The organism is Shewanella sp. Scap07, from assembly GCF_013394145.1.
Taxonomy (GTDB): domain Bacteria; phylum Pseudomonadota; class Gammaproteobacteria; order Enterobacterales; family Shewanellaceae; genus Shewanella; species Shewanella waksmanii.
On sequence record NZ_CP041329.1, the window covers coordinates 1,969,778 to 1,988,877 of the forward strand.

At 44.2% G+C, this 19,100-nt stretch carries 23 protein-coding genes; 16 read left to right on the forward strand and 7 right to left on the reverse strand.

What is annotated here, in order from left to right:
• The first annotated feature begins 25 nt into the window (after positions 1-25).
• From FLM48_RS08570 to FLM48_RS08585, 4 genes are read left to right on the forward strand one after another with little or no spacing between them, the layout of a single operon-like run.
• On the forward strand, positions 26-1,291 hold the full coding sequence (locus tag FLM48_RS08570) for a cyclopropane-fatty-acyl-phospholipid synthase family protein (protein WP_028773824.1): 1,266 nt from the start codon (positions 26-28) through the stop codon (positions 1,289-1,291).
• Entirely contained in the window at positions 1,269-1,796 is a 528-nt protein-coding gene (locus FLM48_RS08575; protein WP_179024359.1) for a DUF2878 domain-containing protein, read from the forward strand. Before FLM48_RS08570 ends, FLM48_RS08575 begins: the two co-directional genes overlap by 23 nt.
• Before the next feature lies 1 nt (position 1,797).
• Positions 1,798-2,310 (forward strand): chalcone isomerase family protein, encoded by a 513-nt coding sequence (locus FLM48_RS08580; protein ID WP_179024360.1) that lies wholly within the window; start codon positions 1,798-1,800, stop codon positions 2,308-2,310.
• On the forward strand, positions 2,307-2,831 hold the full coding sequence (locus tag FLM48_RS08585; protein WP_179024361.1) for a DUF3833 domain-containing protein: 525 nt from the start codon (positions 2,307-2,309) through the stop codon (positions 2,829-2,831). The genes FLM48_RS08580 and FLM48_RS08585 overlap by 4 nt, the downstream gene beginning before the upstream one ends.
• 121 nt (positions 2,832-2,952) lie before the next feature.
• Here FLM48_RS08585 and FLM48_RS08590 read toward each other — a convergent pair whose 3' ends face one another.
• Positions 2,953-3,528, reverse strand: coding sequence for a VOC family protein (locus tag FLM48_RS08590; RefSeq protein WP_179024362.1), 576 nt, complete (start codon positions 3,526-3,528; stop codon positions 2,953-2,955).
• 19 nt (positions 3,529-3,547) lie between these two features.
• Positions 3,548-4,081 carry a murein L,D-transpeptidase family protein gene (locus tag FLM48_RS08595; RefSeq protein ID WP_179024363.1) on the reverse strand — a complete coding sequence of 178 codons (534 nt, stop codon included), beginning with the start codon at positions 4,079-4,081 and terminating at the stop codon, positions 3,548-3,550.
• 408 nt (positions 4,082-4,489) lie between these two features.
• On the opposite strand from FLM48_RS08595, the gene FLM48_RS08600 reads away from it, so the two are divergent.
• Positions 4,490-5,326: an ion transporter gene (locus FLM48_RS08600; RefSeq protein ID WP_179024364.1), complete on the forward strand. Its 837-nt coding sequence runs from the start codon at positions 4,490-4,492 to the stop codon at positions 5,324-5,326.
• 71 nt (positions 5,327-5,397) lie between these two features.
• Positions 5,398-6,906 (forward strand): MATE family efflux transporter, encoded by a 1,509-nt coding sequence (locus FLM48_RS08605; protein ID WP_179024365.1) that lies wholly within the window; start codon positions 5,398-5,400, stop codon positions 6,904-6,906.
• Between the two features lie 44 nt (positions 6,907-6,950).
• Here FLM48_RS08605 and FLM48_RS08610 read toward each other — a convergent pair whose 3' ends face one another.
• Positions 6,951-7,154, reverse strand: a complete 204-nt coding sequence (locus tag FLM48_RS08610; RefSeq protein WP_028773817.1) for a DUF2986 domain-containing protein — start codon at positions 7,152-7,154, stop codon at positions 6,951-6,953.
• Between the two features lie 233 nt (positions 7,155-7,387).
• The gene (locus FLM48_RS08615; RefSeq protein WP_037471200.1) at positions 7,388-7,801 is read right to left on the reverse strand and encodes a hypothetical protein; all 414 of its coding nucleotides are present in this window, start codon (positions 7,799-7,801) and stop codon (positions 7,388-7,390) included.
• 351 nt (positions 7,802-8,152) lie between these two features.
• On the opposite strand from FLM48_RS08615, the gene FLM48_RS08620 reads away from it, so the two are divergent.
• From FLM48_RS08620 to FLM48_RS08635, 4 genes are read left to right on the forward strand one after another with little or no spacing between them, the layout of a single operon-like run.
• Positions 8,153-8,890, forward strand: a complete 738-nt coding sequence (locus FLM48_RS08620; RefSeq protein WP_179024366.1) for a DUF1538 domain-containing protein — start codon at positions 8,153-8,155, stop codon at positions 8,888-8,890.
• Complete coding sequence (locus tag FLM48_RS08625; RefSeq protein WP_179024367.1) at positions 8,887-9,678, forward strand: DUF1538 domain-containing protein; 792 nt, start codon at positions 8,887-8,889, stop codon at positions 9,676-9,678. Before FLM48_RS08620 ends, FLM48_RS08625 begins: the two co-directional genes overlap by 4 nt.
• Entirely contained in the window at positions 9,668-10,018 is a 351-nt protein-coding gene (locus FLM48_RS08630; protein ID WP_179024368.1) for a P-II family nitrogen regulator, read from the forward strand. Before FLM48_RS08625 ends, FLM48_RS08630 begins: the two co-directional genes overlap by 11 nt.
• Positions 10,015-10,440: a CBS domain-containing protein gene (locus FLM48_RS08635; RefSeq protein WP_028773812.1), complete on the forward strand. Its 426-nt coding sequence runs from the start codon at positions 10,015-10,017 to the stop codon at positions 10,438-10,440. The genes FLM48_RS08630 and FLM48_RS08635 overlap by 4 nt, the downstream gene beginning before the upstream one ends.
• A 56-nt stretch (positions 10,441-10,496) precedes the next feature.
• On the opposite strand, the gene FLM48_RS08640 is transcribed toward FLM48_RS08635, so the two are convergent.
• Both FLM48_RS08640 and FLM48_RS08645 read right to left on the reverse strand, forming a co-directional pair.
• The gene (locus tag FLM48_RS08640; protein ID WP_028773811.1) at positions 10,497-10,853 is read right to left on the reverse strand and encodes a glutathione S-transferase N-terminal domain-containing protein; all 357 of its coding nucleotides are present in this window, start codon (positions 10,851-10,853) and stop codon (positions 10,497-10,499) included.
• 139 nt (positions 10,854-10,992) lie between these two features.
• Positions 10,993-14,136: a DUF748 domain-containing protein gene (locus FLM48_RS08645; protein ID WP_179024369.1), complete on the reverse strand. Its 3,144-nt coding sequence runs from the start codon at positions 14,134-14,136 to the stop codon at positions 10,993-10,995.
• 162 nt (positions 14,137-14,298) lie between these two features.
• Here FLM48_RS08645 and FLM48_RS08650 point away from each other — a divergent pair, with 162 nt between their 5' ends.
• Complete coding sequence (locus FLM48_RS08650) at positions 14,299-15,294, forward strand: 2Fe-2S iron-sulfur cluster-binding protein (RefSeq protein ID WP_179024370.1); 996 nt, start codon at positions 14,299-14,301, stop codon at positions 15,292-15,294.
• 9 nt (positions 15,295-15,303) lie between these two features.
• Here FLM48_RS08650 and FLM48_RS08655 read toward each other — a convergent pair whose 3' ends face one another.
• On the reverse strand, positions 15,304-15,690 hold the full coding sequence (locus FLM48_RS08655; RefSeq protein ID WP_028773808.1) for a VOC family protein: 387 nt from the start codon (positions 15,688-15,690) through the stop codon (positions 15,304-15,306).
• 218 nt (positions 15,691-15,908) lie between these two features.
• Here FLM48_RS08655 and FLM48_RS08660 point away from each other — a divergent pair, with 218 nt between their 5' ends.
• From FLM48_RS08660 to FLM48_RS08680, 5 genes are all read left to right on the forward strand, one after another.
• On the forward strand, positions 15,909-16,328 hold the full coding sequence (locus FLM48_RS08660; RefSeq protein ID WP_179024371.1) for a GNAT family N-acetyltransferase: 420 nt from the start codon (positions 15,909-15,911) through the stop codon (positions 16,326-16,328).
• Positions 16,329-16,426: 98 nt separating this feature from the next.
• The gene (locus tag FLM48_RS08665; RefSeq protein ID WP_179024372.1) at positions 16,427-17,134 is read left to right on the forward strand and encodes a DUF445 domain-containing protein; all 708 of its coding nucleotides are present in this window, start codon (positions 16,427-16,429) and stop codon (positions 17,132-17,134) included.
• Between the two features lie 108 nt (positions 17,135-17,242).
• A complete protein-coding gene (locus tag FLM48_RS08670; RefSeq protein WP_028773805.1) occupies positions 17,243-17,593 on the forward strand; it encodes a VOC family protein in 351 nt (116 codons plus the stop codon).
• 6 nt (positions 17,594-17,599) lie between these two features.
• Positions 17,600-17,947 (forward strand): 5-carboxymethyl-2-hydroxymuconate Delta-isomerase, encoded by a 348-nt coding sequence (locus tag FLM48_RS08675; protein WP_179024373.1) that lies wholly within the window; start codon positions 17,600-17,602, stop codon positions 17,945-17,947.
• A gap of 88 nt (positions 17,948-18,035) precedes the next feature.
• The gene (locus tag FLM48_RS08680; protein ID WP_179024374.1) at positions 18,036-18,785 is read left to right on the forward strand and encodes an ABC transporter substrate-binding protein; all 750 of its coding nucleotides are present in this window, start codon (positions 18,036-18,038) and stop codon (positions 18,783-18,785) included.
• Positions 18,786-19,100 lie beyond the last annotated feature (315 nt).

Genomic DNA, 19,100 nt, shown 5'->3' on the forward strand with positions numbered 1-19,100 from the left:
TGCTTAGCATTTTACGAGGTTATTAATGGAACAAATACAAAATACCGTCATGACGACTAAGCCACTCAATTGGTTAGAGCAGCGTTATCGTAAACTGGTTTTTTCCGTCCTGAATCATATTAGTCATGGTGCAATTGAGCTTAATGATCAAGGCCAGCATTTCCATTTTGGCGACAAGCATTCTGATCTTAAGGCACAAATTACTGTGTTCGACAGTAGTTTTTATAAAGATATGGTGGTCAATGGCAGTATTGGCGCCGCTGAAGCCTATATTGATGGTAAGTGGGCCAGCAAAAATCTCACGGATCTCATCGGTGTCATGGCCAGAAATCAGCACCAGTTAGATAAACTTGAGCAAAGCACGGCTTGGTTGAGTAAGTTGAAGAAACAACTGCTCAGAATCAAAAATAGCAACTCTGAAGCTGGCTCAAAGCGCAACATCTTGGCTCACTATGACATTGGCAATGACCTTTATGAGCGCTTTCTAGACGAGACCATGCTCTATTCATGTGCCGTATATGACCAAGCGAACTCAACATTAGCACAAGCTCAGCAAAATAAGATGCGCACTATTTGTGAAAAGCTTGAGCTAGCCCAAGGTGAGCATGTCATTGAAATTGGTACCGGTTGGGGTGGACTCGCGATTTTTATGGCCCAAGAATATGGATGTCATGTCACCACCACAACCATTTCAGATGCGCAGTTCGAGCTGGCGCAACAGCGAGTCAATCAACTGGGACTACAAAGTCAAATCACCTTGTTAAAGCAAGATTATCGCTTGCTTGTTGGCGAGTATGACAAGCTAGTGTCGATTGAGATGATTGAGGCTGTTGGCCATGAATATTTAGCAGGCTTTTTCCACAAGTGCTCCAGCCTATTGAAGCCCGATGGAAAAATGTTGATCCAAGCGATAACGATTGCTGATGGCAGGTATGAGTCCTATCGCAAAGGTACAGACTTTATTCAAAAGTACATATTTCCAGGTGGCTGCCTACCGTCTGTCGCGATAATGACTGACCATATGGCGACACAAACAGATTTAGTGGTCGAAAACCTGCAAGACATAGGTTTGCACTATGCTCGAACGTTAAACGATTGGAGAGTTAATTTCGAAGCCAAGTGGGATGAACTGGCTCAGCGAGGCTACAGCGACGAATTCAAGAGGTTATGGTTGTTTTATTTTGCCTATTGCGAAGGGGCATTTAAGCAACGTGTGATCAGTACTCATCATTTAGTGGCCAGAAAACCACAATATGTGGGGAAGTCAGATGAAAGCGTTTTGGATTATTAACTTACTGTTATTTCAATTGAGCTGGTTTGCGGCAGCTAAATATACTGATGTTGCCGCAGCAGTCATCTTCATTAATTTGGCGTTGCACTTCGTGTTATCACCGAGTCGGCGTGGTGATCTACTGTTGATTCTATTGGTGCCTATTGGCATCGCGGTTGACCAATTAATGTTGTCACTACAGGTGTTTACTAGTGACTCATCATTATTACCGCTATGGTTGGCGTTGTTATGGTACATGTTTATTTTAACTTTCAACCATAGCTTAAAGTGGTTGATGCATCAGTCTTTGGCTGTGGTTGCACTCGTTGGCGCCGTTGCCGGTCCATTGACTTATTGGGTTGGTATTCAAGCCGGTGGCTTAGGGCAAGGCTGGCCAATGCCGCAAATGATAGCCTTCTTGGCCTTGGTATGGAGTATCTTGTTACCTGTACTCGCAGGTTGTTATCGCACTTTGATGGCAGGTATGCGCCGCGAAGCTGGCACTAGCCTAGTCGGGGGAAAATAGCATGGGTAAATTATGTATCGCTGCGGTGTCATTGTGGCTAAGTTGCTCAATGGCCGTCGCAGCGCCGATAGATGCGATGAGAAAAGTCGGTGAAGGGCAGATGAGTTACCTGTTTTGGGATGTCTATCGTGCATCCTTGTACAGTAGCGGGCAAACCTTGCAGGGCAGTGCTGAAAGTGACTATCCTTTGGCGCTGCAGATCCAATATTTAAGAGATATTGATAGCGATGTGCTGATTGAAGCGACACAAGATCAGTGGCAGCACCTAGCCTACAGTGACGAGCAAATTAGTCGATGGTCACAACCGTTAAATACACTATGGCCCGATATTCAACAGGGTGATGTGTTAACCATTATTGTGGATGAGCAAGGCATGAGTGACTTTTATCATGGTGACACTGCATTAGGCCGCGTTGATAGTCGCGATTTTGGTCCGGCTTTTTTAGCGATTTGGTTGTCTGAAAATACCACTGAGCCTGAATTACGTCAGGCACTGTTAGGAGCGGCGCAATGAGGATATTGGTGGTTTTATGCCTTAGCATGCTGCTAGCGTCCTGCTCATCTGTTGAGCTAGATGATTACCAAGGCACTCGTCCCGATCTGAAACTCGAACAGTTTTTCGATGGAAAGCTGGTGGCCTACGGCATTGTATTGGATAGAAGCGGAAAAATGATCCGTCGGTTCGAGGTTGATCTCTTTGCCAGTTGGCAAGGGAATAAAGGCGAGATTAAAGAGTGGTTTCGTTTTAATGACGGTGAAAAGTCGACCCGAATTTGGCAGTTAGAGAAGTTGGGTGATAATCAGTATCAAGGCACTGCAAATGATGTAGTAGGGATCGCCAGCGGCCAAACATCAGGTAGTGCACTGTATTGGCAATATCAGCTTGATATTGTGGTAGAGGGTGAAACTTACACGGTAACGTTAGATGACTGGATGTATCTTTTGGATGAAAAACGTCTGTTTAACAAAACCGATATGAGTAAGTTCGGCTTCAAAGTGGGCGAAGTTATTCTCTATATAGAGAAGCAAAGTTAATCCACCCTATGCTTTAAAACCCAGTCAGCGGTTAACCTCATTGAGCAGGATAACCATGCTGCCTATCAGCGATGACTCGCGTAGCCTTAGCCATTGTAATAGCCAGATAAACTAACCAGCGCTACCGCTGCTCAGAGGCGATAATGTCCCGTATGGTATGTGGGTGTATTTTGATACAAACATCATCCGCTTTGATAGCAATGGTTGGATTTGCTAAACGCTCGGCTTCACCTTTTGGTGAGCTCATCTTAATATTAAAGCGGCGGTCTCCGTTAAGCACTGGTGCAAGTGCTGGCACCAGCGCGATTAATCGATCCGATAGCTGCTCACAGTCTTGGGCATCACAAGGTAGCACCAACTCGATGTGCTCCCAACCTTCTTGAGGATAGTGTTTGTCTCCAGGGTAGGGGAGCTCCACGCAATCAATCGTCATGCCACCTATTTGCAAAGGCGTATCTAACGCGATAATCAAAATGGGCCTGCCATTGATGATATTGTTGGATATGATTTCACCATGACGGCTAAACCAAGTTACTAACTCATCAGCAGCTTGCGTGCTATTGACCCGTAAAGCGACATGATCGCAATGTAAATTTAGCGGGTCTAAGTGCAATTCCGATAGTAAAGTTAAGATTTTGCGTTCAAACGTTGTCCAGCCCTGTTGCAGGCTTTCGACAGTTATTGTTGCTGGTTGCATTGGGTACTCGTTGCTAGGTTTAAGGCCATATTTCAATAGGCGTGTTAATTTCGATAGCTTGCCAGAGCTCATCCATTTCATGATTCTTTATTGCAATACAACCATCGGTCCAATTGAGTTTCTGTGCTTCGCTAGGCGATAGGGAAGAATTTGGATTTTGACCGTGGATCATGATTTGCCCGCCAGGTTCTAAGCCAAGGGCTGCGGCCCGCAGACGATCTTCTGCATTGGGGTAAGAAATATGAATGGCGCGATAATAGGCGCTGTCGGATTTTTTATAATCTAGCAGGTAGCGCCCCTGAGGCGTGCGTTGATCGCCTTCGGTTAACTTATGACCTTTGGGCCTGTCACCCATGGCGATACGGTATTCACGTACCACTTCACCATTTTTCAGTAAACGCATTTTGCGTGCTGATTTGTTGACCACCACTAAATCGACTTTGCCAATGGTAGCAGTGGTACTGCCTTGCGACGAGTGTTGAGAGCTGGTTGCGGCCAGAAGGTTGGCACTGAAAAAAACAACGATGGCACTGATTAAACTTACAAAGCGCATGTGCTAACAACTACCCTCTAACGTGACTGGAACCGATATCATACCCGACTGAGTCAGCCTTTTCGAATTGGAAGACAAGTTTATTCCTTTATTGCTGTTTCTACTGCTGTTTTTCTTATCTGAGGATAAGCGTTGCGAGTGAGCTGGTATCTGCATTAAATATGAGTGTACTTTTCAAATCATTCGTTTACTGAAAGCGAATGACCTACGTCATTGTGGTGGCGCTTGTTTAAGCATTAAAGTGTGCTTACCAATGATAGCTAATTCAAAGCCGATAAGTCTTAGGTTGCGGTTAAGTTCCGCCCGAGTTGGAAGATAATAGTTGACTGTTGCGGTTGGACTTTTGCTGATTAACTGGCACTATAACTGTTTGTCTGGTTTGGACTTATTAGCAAGGTATTGAGAGTTATGGCTGCGAGTGAATCTTCTGAAGAATCGGCCTTGAAGCTGAAGTTACGTCGGGTGATATTTGGCACAGACAGTAAATCGGGGCGCTACTTTGATATTGCCTTGATCATCTGCATTATTTGTAGCGTAGCCCTAGTCTTACTCGATACTGTTGCCAGTATTCATGCCCGATTTGGTGAGCAAATTCGCGCACTTGAATGGGTGTTTACAGCAGTTTTCACCGTTGAGTATATTTTACGACTCTATTGCTCTGCGCATCCGATAAAATATGCTCGCAGCTTCTACGGGATTGTTGATTTACTATCGATATTGCCGAGCTACCTCGCCTTGCTATTCCCAGGCAGTAACTTTGCGCTGGTCATTCGTATATTGCGATTGTTCCGCATCTTTAGAGTGTTTAAATTGTTACGATATCTTAGCGAAGGCAACCTGTTGCTGCGCGCTATGATACATTCTAGTCGTAAGGTGTTTATCTTCTTTTTCTCTGTCAGCTTAATTGTCATGGTGGTGGGCGCAATCATGTATGTGGTTGAGGGACCAGATAATGGTTTCAGCTCGATACCTAAGTCTATTTATTGGACGATAGTGACCATCACCACCGTTGGCTATGGCGACATCACGCCAGTGACCAATTTGGGGCAAGCGATAGCCGCTTTTACCATGTTGTTAGGTTATTCGATTATTGCCATTCCGACCGGCATATTGACCGCGGAGATATCCCAAGAAATGGGTAGGAGTAAAGATTTACGTCGCTGTAGCAACTGTTTAAAAACCGGACATGAGTCTCAGGCCCGTTTTTGTGACCAATGCGGAAGCGAATTAGAAGCAGAGATATAACTGCACCGAATTTGATCTTGAAACGTATTAAAGACTACTGCTAATGCTTAAACCACTTCACAAGGATAGTCATGACCGCGGCTAAGTTTGTTCAAGGCTCTATTTTACGCCATATACTTGTAATGAGTTCGACAGCAGCGATAGGTATTTCGGCGCTGTTTATTGTTGATTTAATTGATATCTTCTTTTTGAGCCTGTTAGGTGAAAAAGAACTTGCGGCAGCGGTGGGTTATGCAGGCACCATTTCGTTTTTCACTACCTCAATCGGCATAGGGCTATCTATCGCCTTAGGGGCGCTAGTTTCAAAAGCGATTGGTGCCAAGCAAGTTGAAACCGCTAAAAGACAATTATTAAACAGTGCCGTTGCTACTTTGGCGCTGACTATCGTCATTGCTATTATTGTTACCTTGTCTATTCCGACTTTGCTGAGCTGGGTGGGGGCAACCGGTCACACTGCAGACCTTGCAGCCAGCTATCTGTATATTTTGATCCCTTCTATGCCGGTGATTTGTCTAGCGATGGCGCTTGGCGCAGCACTGAGAGCCGTGGGCGATGCTAAGTTATCAATGATGTCGACGTTGGCAGGCGGTGGGGTTAATTTAGTCTTTGACCCTATTTTCATCTTCTTACTGTCAATGGGAATTGAAGGGGCTGCGTTGGCGTCAGTATTAGCTCGTTTCATGGTGTTAATCATTTCGGCCCGTGGGGTTATCGTTAAACATAAATTGTTTGGCGAGTTTAATTTCAATCACTTTGTCGCAGATCTAAAGCCTATTTTTGCTATTGCGGGGCCGGCGATGCTCACCAATATTGCCACCCCCATCGGCAATGCTGTGGTGACCCGAGCCATCGCTGATTTTGGCGACGGTTATGTTGCGGCCTGGGCGGTTTTAGGTCGCATTATCCCAGTAGCATTTGGGATGATATTCGCTCTTTCAGGTGCCATCGGCCCCATAGTGGGGCAAAACTTTGGGGCGATGATATTTTCTCGAGTGCGAGAAAGTTTGACCAAAGCGCTTCAGTTTTGTGTGGTGTATGTATTGAGCGTTTCGCTGCTCTTGTTTTTGTTGCGCAATGTCATTATTAGCGTGTTTGATATGCGTGGCGACAGTGCTGACCTAATCGACTTTTTCTGCAGCTATATTGCCGTATTCTTTGTATTCTCTGGGGCGCTTTTTGTCGCTAATGCGTCGTTTAATAATTTGGGTAAAGCCAAGTACTCCACTGCATTTAATGTGGGTAAAGCCACGATAGGCACGATTCCATTCGTTTACTTTGGCGCGCAATTGGGTGGCGTCCAGGGTGTATTAATTGGCCAAGCTATTGGCTCAATCTTGTTTGGGGTATTGGGGGTGGTTACCGCCTATCGCTTGGTTGACCGAGTTGAAGCAAGTTACCTGACAACGGGCAACCATCAAGATGATGCGAACAATGAGTTGGAGAAAGAGGTGCTCACCACGACCTCAAATCCGTTATCGTCGAGTTGTGCGCAGATGGCACAGATAAGTGAAGAGCGAGATTGTGAAGCCAGCAATGAAGTCACGAACATGCTGATTGGTGATGACAACAAACGCAAGTGATGCATAGCGCCACGATTTTCAGGCGCTATAGTGTGCAAACCTATTTAAGCAGATTCGCTGCTCGTTGGCTGCTCTTGTGTTGTTTCTGCTGAGCTTTCTTGTGCGTTTTGCTCAGCTTCAAGCTTGGCTTGGTTTTCTGCTCTTTCAGCTTTAGATACGTACTTTTTAATTGTTGGCGGCGTGTGTTTGTTTTTGCGAGCTTTAGCGCGCTTTGCCGTTTTCTTGATCATTTTTTGCTTTCTGTTCATGCCGTATACCAACTCATTGTGACTATTTGAACGCTAATCGGTGATGTTACCTAATTGCGGCTGCGGATTCTAACGTAAAGTGAGCCGTTCGGCTAGGTTTGTGATTGCAGCTTGATTAAAGTGTAGCAAACAAGCGCGATTGAAATGGCGCTCGCCTTAAGGTGGGAAAGGGGTTACACCCTTAGCCTAACGATACAGCAAGCACCATTGAGGCAAGGGCAGATCAAGTAGTATTAAGATGCAAATGCTTGTTTATCTGCTTCACTCGCGCCTTCAATACACTCACCACGGATTTCACCACGGCCATATTCAATGATTCGGCTTAATTCGAAGTAACCCTCACGGCAAAAGCCGGTCATATCGATTGTTTTAAGCAAACCCAACTCAATTTGTTCAGTCCAATCACTGAGATCGGGACCTGAGTTACGGCTGCTACGTTTAGCTTGTTTAGCACGGTAGACGTGGGGGAGCTCTTTATTGTTTACCTTTCTCACCTTATAGACAAACAACTTAATGCCATCGCCCTTAATCGAGGTTCGAAATTGATCTTCGACTTGATCTTGAAAATCTTCCACGGTGGCTTTTTTAGCACTGCAGCCAACGAGCATGGTCAATAATAAGGCGGTTAAGAGCGGTATTGGTTTCATAGTTATTTTTATCCTCTTGAAGGGATATTAAAGCACGAGGATCACTGCAGGCTCAAGTCTAGAATGTTGCCAATATTTGCATATTTGGTGTACGGCTATCGAATCACTACTGAAATCAAAAAAACAGTTATGTATGAGTAGCTCCGACTGTATGAGTAGCAGTCACTTGGGTGATGCATGACACCTATCAGGCTGTCTCGCGAGCAAGAATCTCCCACACTTTTGATTTAAATCACAAACTACGTAGCTTTTGTTAATTTATTGTTGAGTTTTATGTTGATGAGCGCAAACTAAACTTATGGCGCAAAGTGGTGAACTGTAGTAGGAGCGTCAATCGTACAGGGAGGAAAAATGGCAGCAATTGTGACGCTATTAAAATCAATGTTAGGTAGTTTCCGTGACTTAGTGCCTATCATTCTAGTTGTCGGCTTTTTTGAGATATTTGTGCTGCAACAAGCACCAGATAACTTAGCCTCCATTCTTATTGGTTTAGTCTTTATCGTGCTGGGTCTGACCTTCTTTGTTTTTGGTCTAGAGATGGGTTTGTTTCCCATCGGTGAGTCATTAGCGCAAGCTCTTGCGCGTAAGGGCAGCATTTTCTGGTTGGTTATTTTCTCATTTTCCTTAGGTTTTGGTACCACACTTGCTGAGCCCGCGTTGACTGCTGTGGCCAATGAAGCTGCTGAAGTCGCATCCTTAGCGGGCGCGATAGCGCCCACTGAAGAGGCGATGGACGAGTACGCCATGGGACTTCGCCTCACCGTTGCGCTTGCAGTTGGCTTGGCGATTTTATTAGGTGTCGTAAGAATCCTTAAAGGTTGGCCTATTCATTATCTCATCATTGGTGGCTACGTCACGGTGATGATCTTAACTAGCTTTGCCCCTGCGGACATTATTGGCATTGCTTATGACTCAGGCGGGGTAACTACTTCGACCATCACGGTGCCGTTGGTGACTGCGTTAGGGGTTGGGTTAGCGACAGTGATAAAAGGGCGTAATCCAATGTTAGATGGCTTTGGTCTTATCGCCTTTGCCAGTCTTACGCCAATGATATTTGTTTTGCTATACGGAATGGTGGTGTTGAAATGACAATGTGGGCGACCATAGCCGAGACATTCTTGTTGACGGCTCGGGATGTCATCCCGATTGCAATAATCTTATTTGGATTTCAGTTAGGGGTGCTAAAAAGGCCAATAGCTAATTGGCGCAAAGTGGTGCTTGGTTTTGCTTATGTGATTATTGGCTTGAGCTTTTTCCTCGTCGGTCTGGATATGGCACTGTTTCCTATTGGAGAAAGTATGGCCGAGCAACTGACGTCGACCAGCTTCTTACAGGACGGTGATAGTCAGTTAACTCAATTTGCTTGGCAAGACTACTTATGGGTGTATATTTTTGCAGCTGCAATCGGCTTTAGCACCACCATTGCCGAGCCTTCACTTATTGCAGTGGCAATTAAGGCTAATGAAGTTTCGGGTGGCACCATAGGTATTCAAGGTTTGCGAATTTCCGTTGCTATAGGCGTCGCGATGGGAATTTCATTGGGATGTTTTCGGATCGTGGTGGGAGATCCTATCCATTATTACATTCTAGCCGGCTATGTGGTGGTGGTCATTCAGACGTTTTATGCGCCAAAAATGATTGTGCCATTGGCCTATGATTCCGGCGGTGTCACCACATCTACTGTGACAGTGCCACTCGTTGCAGCGTTAGGACTGGGGCTTGCAACAAATGTTGAAGGGCGTAACCCGCTTATCGATGGTTTCGGTTTAATCGCGTTTGCTAGCTTATTTCCAATGATCACCGTGATGGCCTATGCCCAGTTAGTCGAATTGGTAAACAAAAGAAAAGTTGCAAAGGAGCGAGAACATGCGCTTTAAATTGATTGTTGCGTTTGTCGATGAAACCTGTACAGATGATGTACTGGATGCGGCGAGAAAAGCCGGAGCAACGGGGGCAACGGTGATAAATCATGCCCGCGGAGAAGGGGTGGTGAAACAGACAACGTTTATGGGGTTAGGGTTAGATATTCAGCGTGATGTGATACTTTGGTTAGTTGAAGAGCACATGAGCCGTGAGATATTGGAAACCATTTGCCGGATTGGTCAGTTTGATACTAATCCTGGCCAAGGAATTGCCATACAAATTGATGTAGAAGATGCGGTTGGCGTTGCACATCAAGTTGAATTGCTCAGCAAAGAGATAGAGGATCAAATATGAGACCGCAAAAGCCGATTTTTAATAACGATGTAATGACTCAAGATTATGTCATGGTTGATGGGCTTCATACTGTGGCAGCGGCCATTCGCATGGCGACTGAAAAAAATGTCAGTATTTTGTTAGTCAATAAGCGCCATGAACATGATGCCTATGGCATGGTGTTGATGAGTGATATTGCCCGCAAGGTATTGGCAAAAGATCGCGCGCCTGAGCGCATGAACGTTTATGAGATTATGATTAAACCGGTGTTTGCGGTCGACCCTGATATGGATATTCGTTACACAGCCAGGTTATTTGAACGTTTCGGCATTAACAAAGCACCGGTGATTGAGTCGGGTAATATATTGGGCATAGTGACGTATCATGACATTGTGCTTAAAGGTATGGTTGCTGCCACACAAGACCCTTTGCCAGCACCATAAACAAAACAGGCCGCGATGGGTAATACCACCGCGGCCTGATTACGTATCAAGCTGAATTAGGCGAATCGTTGGTTAAGATAGTTAATAATATCTGATGATTCGTACATCCAGCGCACTTCACCTTGCTCCTCTATTCGCAAGCAAGGCACTTTAGTTTTACCACCCAACTCTGTCAGGGTACGCTGATGTTCATCTTGCTTGGCATCCACCAAGGCAATATTTAAATTTTGACGACGCATCGCACGGCGCACTTTTACGCAAAAAGGGCAGGCTGCATATTGGTATAAGGATAACGATTGAGTTTGTTCATCAATCTTGTTTTGCTCTGCAACCGGACGCTGGCGCTTTTTTGGGGCAAATACGAAATTCAACACTAAAATAATACGACCTAAAATCCAACGAACAATGAACATGAACAACCTCTTGATATATTAGATGCCGCCGATTTTAGCTTAAGCGGCATCATTGTTAAAGACTGGTATGAGTTATTTGTTTGCTGTAGCAAAACACGCTCAATAGCATCAGCTATTTTATTAAATTCACAACAAGACGTTATTGGGCATCTAAGGTTAATTGCGCGATGGCCTCACTGCTAATGGTATCAACTTGGCTGTCCAGCAAAAATATTCTTGATGCCGCAATGCTTCGCTGGTCAACGAGGTAAGCTTTGACAGCTTTAGCACGCTGCGCGGCCAGTTGCCCTAGTTGTGCAGGGGAGATATCAAGTGTGTTGAGGGTGAGGTTATACATGGCAATATGCCACTGACGTAATACCTGCTCCTCGCTTATCTCTGTTTGTTGATTGTCTTGTTTTACCTGTTCAAGTAGCAACTCAGGGGCTTGCTGTGTTTGCTGGGTATACAAGCGTTGCAATGCATTAGATAGTTCACCACTGGTGGGGATATTACTCGCTAACAACGGCTCTTGATTGCTGTCACTGTTAGCTTGCCCGGCCATAGTCAATAATTGTTGGTTGAGTGTTGCTTGTTTCAACGCAGCGCTATCGTCAAGTGCATTCACTGCACCTTCAACATTAACCATCAGTTTAGGCCGGTCGGTTAACGCCTTAGCTAATGTTGCAAGCTTAGATTGCTCATAGTCATCTATTTCACTGTTGCCTGCAGCAAAACTCACTTTATCTAGCTGTTCATCTTCACCAAACAAGTCACCTAGCAAGGCAAAAGGCGCCGTGACCGCTTTAGTAATAATATTTGTAAAGGCGGTCAGAATGACGCTGCCGATGCCAAACTCAGGATCGTTGACATCACCACTGACATCCACGCCAAGGTCAATAATACCGTGGCGGTCCTGCAACAAAGCAATGGCTAAGGTCACCGGCAATGTCGTGGCAAGGCTGCTGTCTGTTGGCTCACCGAGTTTAAGCTGATCAACAATCATGTGATTACTACCAACAAGCTGGTTGTCTTGCAATTGATAGTTGAGATCTAATGACAGTTGGCCTTTATCTATATAGTAGCCCGCATAAGTCCCTGAATAGGGGTTGACCGACGTGAGCTCAACATGTTTAAAACTCAAGTTAAGGTCTAAATAGGGATTGCTCAGTAGTGGATTAAGTTTACCTTTTAATTTTACTGGGGCGTATTTATCTATTTTGCCGTTAATATCGACGCGGGCAATGCTGTCTGCATTGGAGTTGATCTCAGATATTTGACCGTTCACTTGCTCAATACTGGCCGCAAATTTAGGGCTGAGAGAGTTATCGGCAAAAAATGTCGCCCCATCGCTGACATTAATTTGAGCTATTGCGATTGTAAGAGGCTGCGGGTCTTCCGTGGTGCCTTGGGGCGCAGTTGTCGAGGTCTTATTGGCGCTATCTTGGGCCGGTTTTTCATCGCTGATGTTTGATGGTCCGCCTTCGCTGTGGCGATTGACAATAAGATCGGCAAAATTTGTTTGCTTATCTTCTGCAATAACGATGCGGGCAAATGGTTGCATTAAGTCAATAGAAGCAATGTTTAAGCTTTTTTGCTGCAGGTTAAAGGCGGCTTGGTTAAGCTGTACTTTTTGCCATTCTAGTAGAGGTAAATCTTGTAGCTTGTCTTGCACCTGTAAGTTATCAATGCTGGCGTCCAAATTAACTTGTGCTTGTTGGCTCAAATTACTCACAAGCTGACTGTTTACCGATAAGTCACCTTGTTTAAGGTCGATATTAAGGTAAGGACTCAAGTAAGGTTGTAATGCGGCCAAGTTGAAATCTTTTATAGACCAGTCTGCTTGTAATTGAGGGGTACGGACATCTAGCGCGCCTGCGCTATTAAATTGTCCCTGCTGGTTAATGTTAAAACTCAGTTGGTAATCTATCGGATCAGTTAACTTGTCGGTAAAACTGCCTGTCGACAGTTTGAAATCAGTGATTTCCCATAAGCTATCATTTGCGATTTTGTTATCGGTTAAGCTAGCGGCATAATCACTGATTTGCAGTTGGTTTACTGCGATTGACCAAGGTAGCTCAGGTATATCAAATAAAGCCGAGTTTTCAGCCTGAGAATGAACTTTTTCAGCCTCTGTGTCTGGAGCTGTATTTGCAGCAGCCTGCTTGCTCACAGCAGGTGATTGGGTATTTTTGAAATTGAAATCTTTTTGTAAATTAAGTCCTTGCTGAGATAACGTGGCGTGAACTTGTAGGCCGTGACTGCTGATTTTACCGATATCAATACTGCGCTGATTGGCATCAATGTTGATTGGCTGTACCGCAATACTGCTAAGTGAAACAAGGTCTCGAACGCCATTAACCCAATGTAAATCATCCACCGCAAGACTGGCATTATTGAGATTAAAGCCAATAGGCTGAAGCGGGTCTTGTTGCTCGAACAGGTTAAAATCGGTTTCAAAGGTTATGCTGCCAGTTTGCAGCTGTGCGTCTACCTGCTTATCAATAAATGACCAGAATTGTGTTAAGTCTACTTTTGTGATGGCTAAGTGACCCTTTACAGACAAAGGTTTAAGCTGCACTCGCCCTTGAGTCGCAACGCTGCCACCTTTTGCGCCTGTGAGTGCGATATCAAAGTGATTGCCCGTTTGCTGGCTACTTAGCGTCGCGCGCGTATCGAAGGATTTGATATCGATATTAAGGTCGGGGTAATTGAGTCCGGTTCCTAAGGTGAGGTTATGATAACTAAGGCGTCCTTGCTCGATACTAATATTATTAACTAAAACATGGGGTAAGGGACTGTCATTTTTAGGCTGAGCATCTTGTTCGACTTGGGTTTGCTCCTCTGATGTTGGGACAGTTAGTTTGTCGATAATATCGGAAAAATTGAATCTTAAACCGTCGGTTTGTTCATTAAAGCTTTCAATATTGACGTAGGGGCCTTGTAACTTGACGTTGTTAATACTTAATGCCATTTGGCTAAGTGAATGCCAAAAACGTAAATCGAAACTCAATGCACTAAAGCCAACAAAATCAGCGCTTGAAGTTTCATGGATAGCAAATTGACTTACCTGAGTGTCGAAGGTAAACGGGTTAATTGTAATGTCCCCCAGCTTTACAGGCCTGCCGAGTCGCTCCGACAGCGTATCAGGGGCATACTTTTGAACCAAGTAAGGGGTGAGTTGATTGACTGAGAGTAAAAATAGAAGGTAAAAAAGTAACAAAAAGCCGATATATCGCTGATACTTAGGAGTGCGCTGATACATGAGTTGAATTCTAGCGCGACGAGATTTGGGTGTAGACATGGAAACCTTTTATTTATCTATTTAATCTAAGCTGCGATAAGGTCTAATCGGATGATACACAATGACCTACAAGATAACTTTGTTATTAAAATGAATGCAATGGCAATTATAGCAGCCAAGTTTTGTTTTCAAAACATCATAATGTAACCATGGTTTAAACAAATGACACAATTTTTTTTAGATGGCCAAGCGTTTGATTCGCTAGAAGATGAATCCGTTTTGGACAGCTTGATTAAGGCCGGCCACAAGTTAAATTTCTCTTGTAAAAAGGGCGTATGTAAAACCTGCCTCGTGCAACATGTTGGTGGTCAGTTGCCAGTGGGGGCACAGCGGGGGCTGGACCAAGCGCTGAAAGAGCAAGGGTATGTTTGTTCTTGTTTGTGTAAACCAACAGATGGATTAAAGTTTAAATCGGTGATGACCCAAGATCTGTTTATTAGTGCCTCGCTACTTAGCAAGAAGTATTTGTCGGAAAGTGTGGTCGAAGTAACCCTAAATCTGAGTAAGCCTATCAACGGCCGGGCTGGGCAATATGTTAATTTGCGCCGCTTTGATGGCTTGACTCGCAGTTATTCATTGGCACCAGGCAGCCATGGGCGTCAGGCTGTCGTTCACGTGCGGCGCAAATATAATGGTCAGTTTAGTGATTGGTTGTTTCATCGTGCTGGCAACGGTGAGCAACTGCTTTTACAAGGCCCATTAGGGGCTGCTTACTACCAACAAGGATATAGTGCTGATACCTTGGTCATTGTCGCCTGTGGTACAGGTTTAGGGGCGGCTTATTATATCGCTCAGGAGGCGATAGAGCTGGGACATCAAGGTGATATTTTCTTGTACTATGGCACAAATGATATTGCTGAATTATATCAGCATAGTCAGCTAATGCAGGCAAGTTTACGCCATCGTCAGTTGCATTATCTTGCTTGCATTACAAAAACGTCGCAGGGTAATTTGCCGGGTAAAGTGGTGGTTGCCGATCCCTTTGACGAAGCCGCTAAAAATCATCAGTTTGATCGTCAACACCGAGTGGTATTGTGTGGCGAACCTAGCTTTGTCAATGCAAGTCGTAAAGCCGCTTTTCTTAATGGTGTACCTATTGATAGAGTGCATGCTATCGCGTTTGAATATAAAGACTTGCGCGCTAGAGAGCGAGCTTAGTCCGAAGGACTAGTCAGCTTGGTTGTTATAGGTGATTGCTGCAATAATTGCGCCTTGAGGGTCTTTAATCCAACAGAAGCGACCAATTTGAGGAATATCTTCGGGGCCGTATAGCAATTCGCCGCCAAGTTCTTTAGCTTTAATTGCAACATCATCTACGCAGTTAACCGTGACATAGCCCGTCCAGTGACTTGGGGTATTGGGCTGAATATTATCGCAAATCCCACCAATTCCTTGGCCATCGCTCTCAATGACATAGTACGGACCGTGGGGCAGACTCAGTGTTTTAAAAGACCAGTTAAACACCTTGGTGTAAAACGCAATGGATGCATGGGGGTCATTGGAGCTGAGTTCGTGCCAACTGACGGCACCATTGGTGGTAAATGCAGAGGTCATATCAATCGTTCCTAGGTAAAAGCCGATGACTTTAGTGTAGTCGACAAACATTATTGCACTAGTTTATGATGGCTTTTTTTGTTGATAAATTAGTACAAAAATCAACCTATTCTATGATTAGACTGCGATGACTATTATGCTAAGGTTAAGTTGAAAAAAGGATATAAGGTTCGCATTCACGTAGCTTTCGCTGCCATAACTATTATCAAGGATGGTATATGTTTTTTCGCATCGCAATCGATGAAGATTTAAAGTTGCTCGCCCCACTTTTTGATGACTATCGCTGTAGTCTTGGGCAGCCAAGTCACCTAGAACTAAGCCAGCAGTTTATTTCTGCACGATTGTCTGAAAATGATAGTGTGATTTTTCTGGCATTTGTTGAGCAGCAGTTGGTCGGTTTTATTCAGCTTTACCCGTCGTTTTCCTCTTTATTGCTAAAACCGCTGTGGTATTTTGATGATTTGTATGTCGATCCGGGGTTTCGTGGCCAAGGCATAGCGAAACAATTAATTGCTAAGGCAAAGGAGTTGGCCGATGAAACTCAAGTACTTGCTGTTCGACGTGACAAGCTCAATAGCCCAGGATTTTTACCGATCGAGATAGATAGCCTCGATGAGGTATTGTGCGCAGTGTCCTAATCAAATTTCCGCTTTACCAAGCGAAGCGAACTTGTAAGACCTATAACGCCATGTGGTAACATATGGCGTTATTTTTTTGGTGATTGGGGAATTTAAGATTGAACAAAAGTGTTGTTACTAACGTTATTGCGGCTTTATGTATTGCCGTGGGTTATTTTTTACAACAGCCGCTTGTATTGAGCGTTGGTCTGTTTGCCTTTTCTGGGGCTTTGACCAATTGGTTAGCAGTGCACATGTTGTTTGAGAAAGTACCAGGGCTTTATGGCTCTGGCGTCATCCCAGCACGTTTTGAACAGTTTAAGCAAGCGATAGCTGATTTAATGATGGAGCAGTTTTTTACCAATGAGAATATTGATCGTTTTTTAAGTCAAAATGGTGAGGGCGCGATGAAAATCGATTTAGCACCAGTGATTGAAAAAGTCGATTTAGACCCTGCTTTTGATGCTTTAGTGGTCACTGTCGAGCAATCATCGCTAGGCGGGATGTTAGCAATGTTCGGTGGCAGTGATGCTATCACACCGTTAAAAGAGCCTTTCGTTAACAAGATGAAAGCCTCATTGGTTGAGATTGCTCAAAGTGACAAGTTTTATGAGTTAGTCAAAGATGAACTCGAGCAGCCCGATGTTTTGGATGACATGCGCAGCAAGATTGAAGAGATTGTCCAGCAGCGCCTTAGCGAACTGACGCCACAATTAGTCAAAGAGATCGTACAACAAATGATAAAGGAGCATTTGGGCTGGCTGGTCATTTGGGGTGGTGTTTTTGGTGGTCTCATTGGTTTATTTGCCGGTTTAGTCAAGCTATAGCCTGTGTCGAAATGCCGTGTGCTCAGGTTGATACTACTGAGTGAATAATGTGCGAGTTAGGCTAAAGCTTGCTATGCTCAAAATAGAAAATAGAGTGGGAACCTTAATATGTCTGCGCATAACAAAATCAACTATCTAGAGCTTCCAAGTCAAGATTTAGCCTTAACAAAGTCCTTCTTTAAAGCCGTGTTTGGATGGGGCTTTATTGACTATGGTCGAGAGTATACCTGTTTCACCGAAGCGGGTTTAAATGGCGGATTTTATTACTCAAGTTTGCAAGCCCGAACCGAGTCAGGTTCGGTGCTTGTCGTGCTCTACAGTGACGATTTAGAGGCAACACAGCAAAAAATCATAGCAGCCAATGGTTGTATTACTAAGCCAACGTTTGATTTTCCCGGTGGACGACGGTTTCATTTTAGCGATCCCAACGGCAACGAGTATGCCGTATGGACGGAGTAGCGTGTTATGCCACATTGTGTCGTTGAGTATGCTGAGTCGATGCAAGCTCAGTTTAATATGCAACAAATTATCCATGAAATTCATCACGGTGTTATTGCTAGCGGTTTGTTTGAAGCCGCAGCGGTAAAAACCCGAGGTTATGCTGCGCCGCATGCCTTTGTTGGTCATCTTGAAGAAGGGCATTTTATTCATATCCAGCTTACCATCATGCCGGGGCGTAGTTCTGAACAAAAACAACACCTAATGCACACTGTCTATCAGGCTATAGCTGAGTACACCCAACAGGTCGATAGTGTAACCATGATGGTTTCGGACATTGATAAGCCACATTATTTTAAAGTGTTAAAGTGTTAAAGGGTTAATCGTTAGCAAGTACTGGTGATGAGCTTAATGCAAAAATAGTCATGCTCTCACCGTGAACAGGACAGGGGAGTTGTGCAATTTGAGGCTGTGCGCTTGGATAGCATTTCTAGTGGTGATTAACTTTCCGGCTTGGGCAGCGCCCAAGTTACGCTTGTGTGTTGATCATTACCCGCCGTTTCAGATCATTGAAGATGAGCAGGTAACCGGAGAGAATGTGGTCGCTGCACGACTGTTCGCACAGTTGATAGATCATGAGTTGGTGATTGAGCAAAGCCCGAATTTTGCCCGTTGTCTACGTATGTTAGAAACTGGCAATGTGGACATGGTCGCCGGTTTGATTCAACAGCCACAGCGAATGACTTATGCACATTTTTTACCATTTAGGCTCGACAGCGCCTATCGATTTATCAGTGATTTAACCGTCGCTGATATCCATCAATATCAAGCATTGCGTCAACACACCATTGGCGTCTCACGTGACACTTTTTACTTTGAACGGTTTGACCAAGATAAACAGCTTAGGAAAGTCGTGGTCAACAGCATCGACATCGCGATGAACATGTTGCTTAAAGGACGCTTCGATCTATTAATCGCCCCAGAAATTACCCTCGCGAGTTTACAGCGTCGATTTCCTCAATTTGTAGAACGACTTAAAGTACACCCTTATCAGTTTCAAGAGCAGCGGTTAATCTATTTTGGTGTGAGTAGAAAGCATAAGTTAAGTATTTCAGATATACAGCTGCAAAGAACTATAGAACAAGCTTATCGAGAACAAGAGTTCCAAAAAGAGATTGAACGGTTTATAGAATCAAACGTAGATTGGTATTAGTCACTGGCTGTCAATGACGACTTGTTAAGCTCTTTAGTCTGAATAGATGTTCTCCATAATTGCTTCTTTTTATAATGTCTCAGTGTAATCGCTTCGTTAGATAGCGATTCAAAGATAGATAACACTTGTATTATTTCAGCGTAAAATTGACCTGTTAGTCCCATCAATACTAATAATATCCTGCTTAATTTAATTGGATGAAGGATTATTGCCGCCATTACTCTACCAATTTTCTGATGTGAAGCTATGCACAGCTAATTTATTGTTTTTGATACAATTTGAAACACCAAAGGTGATCTGGATCACATGTATAAA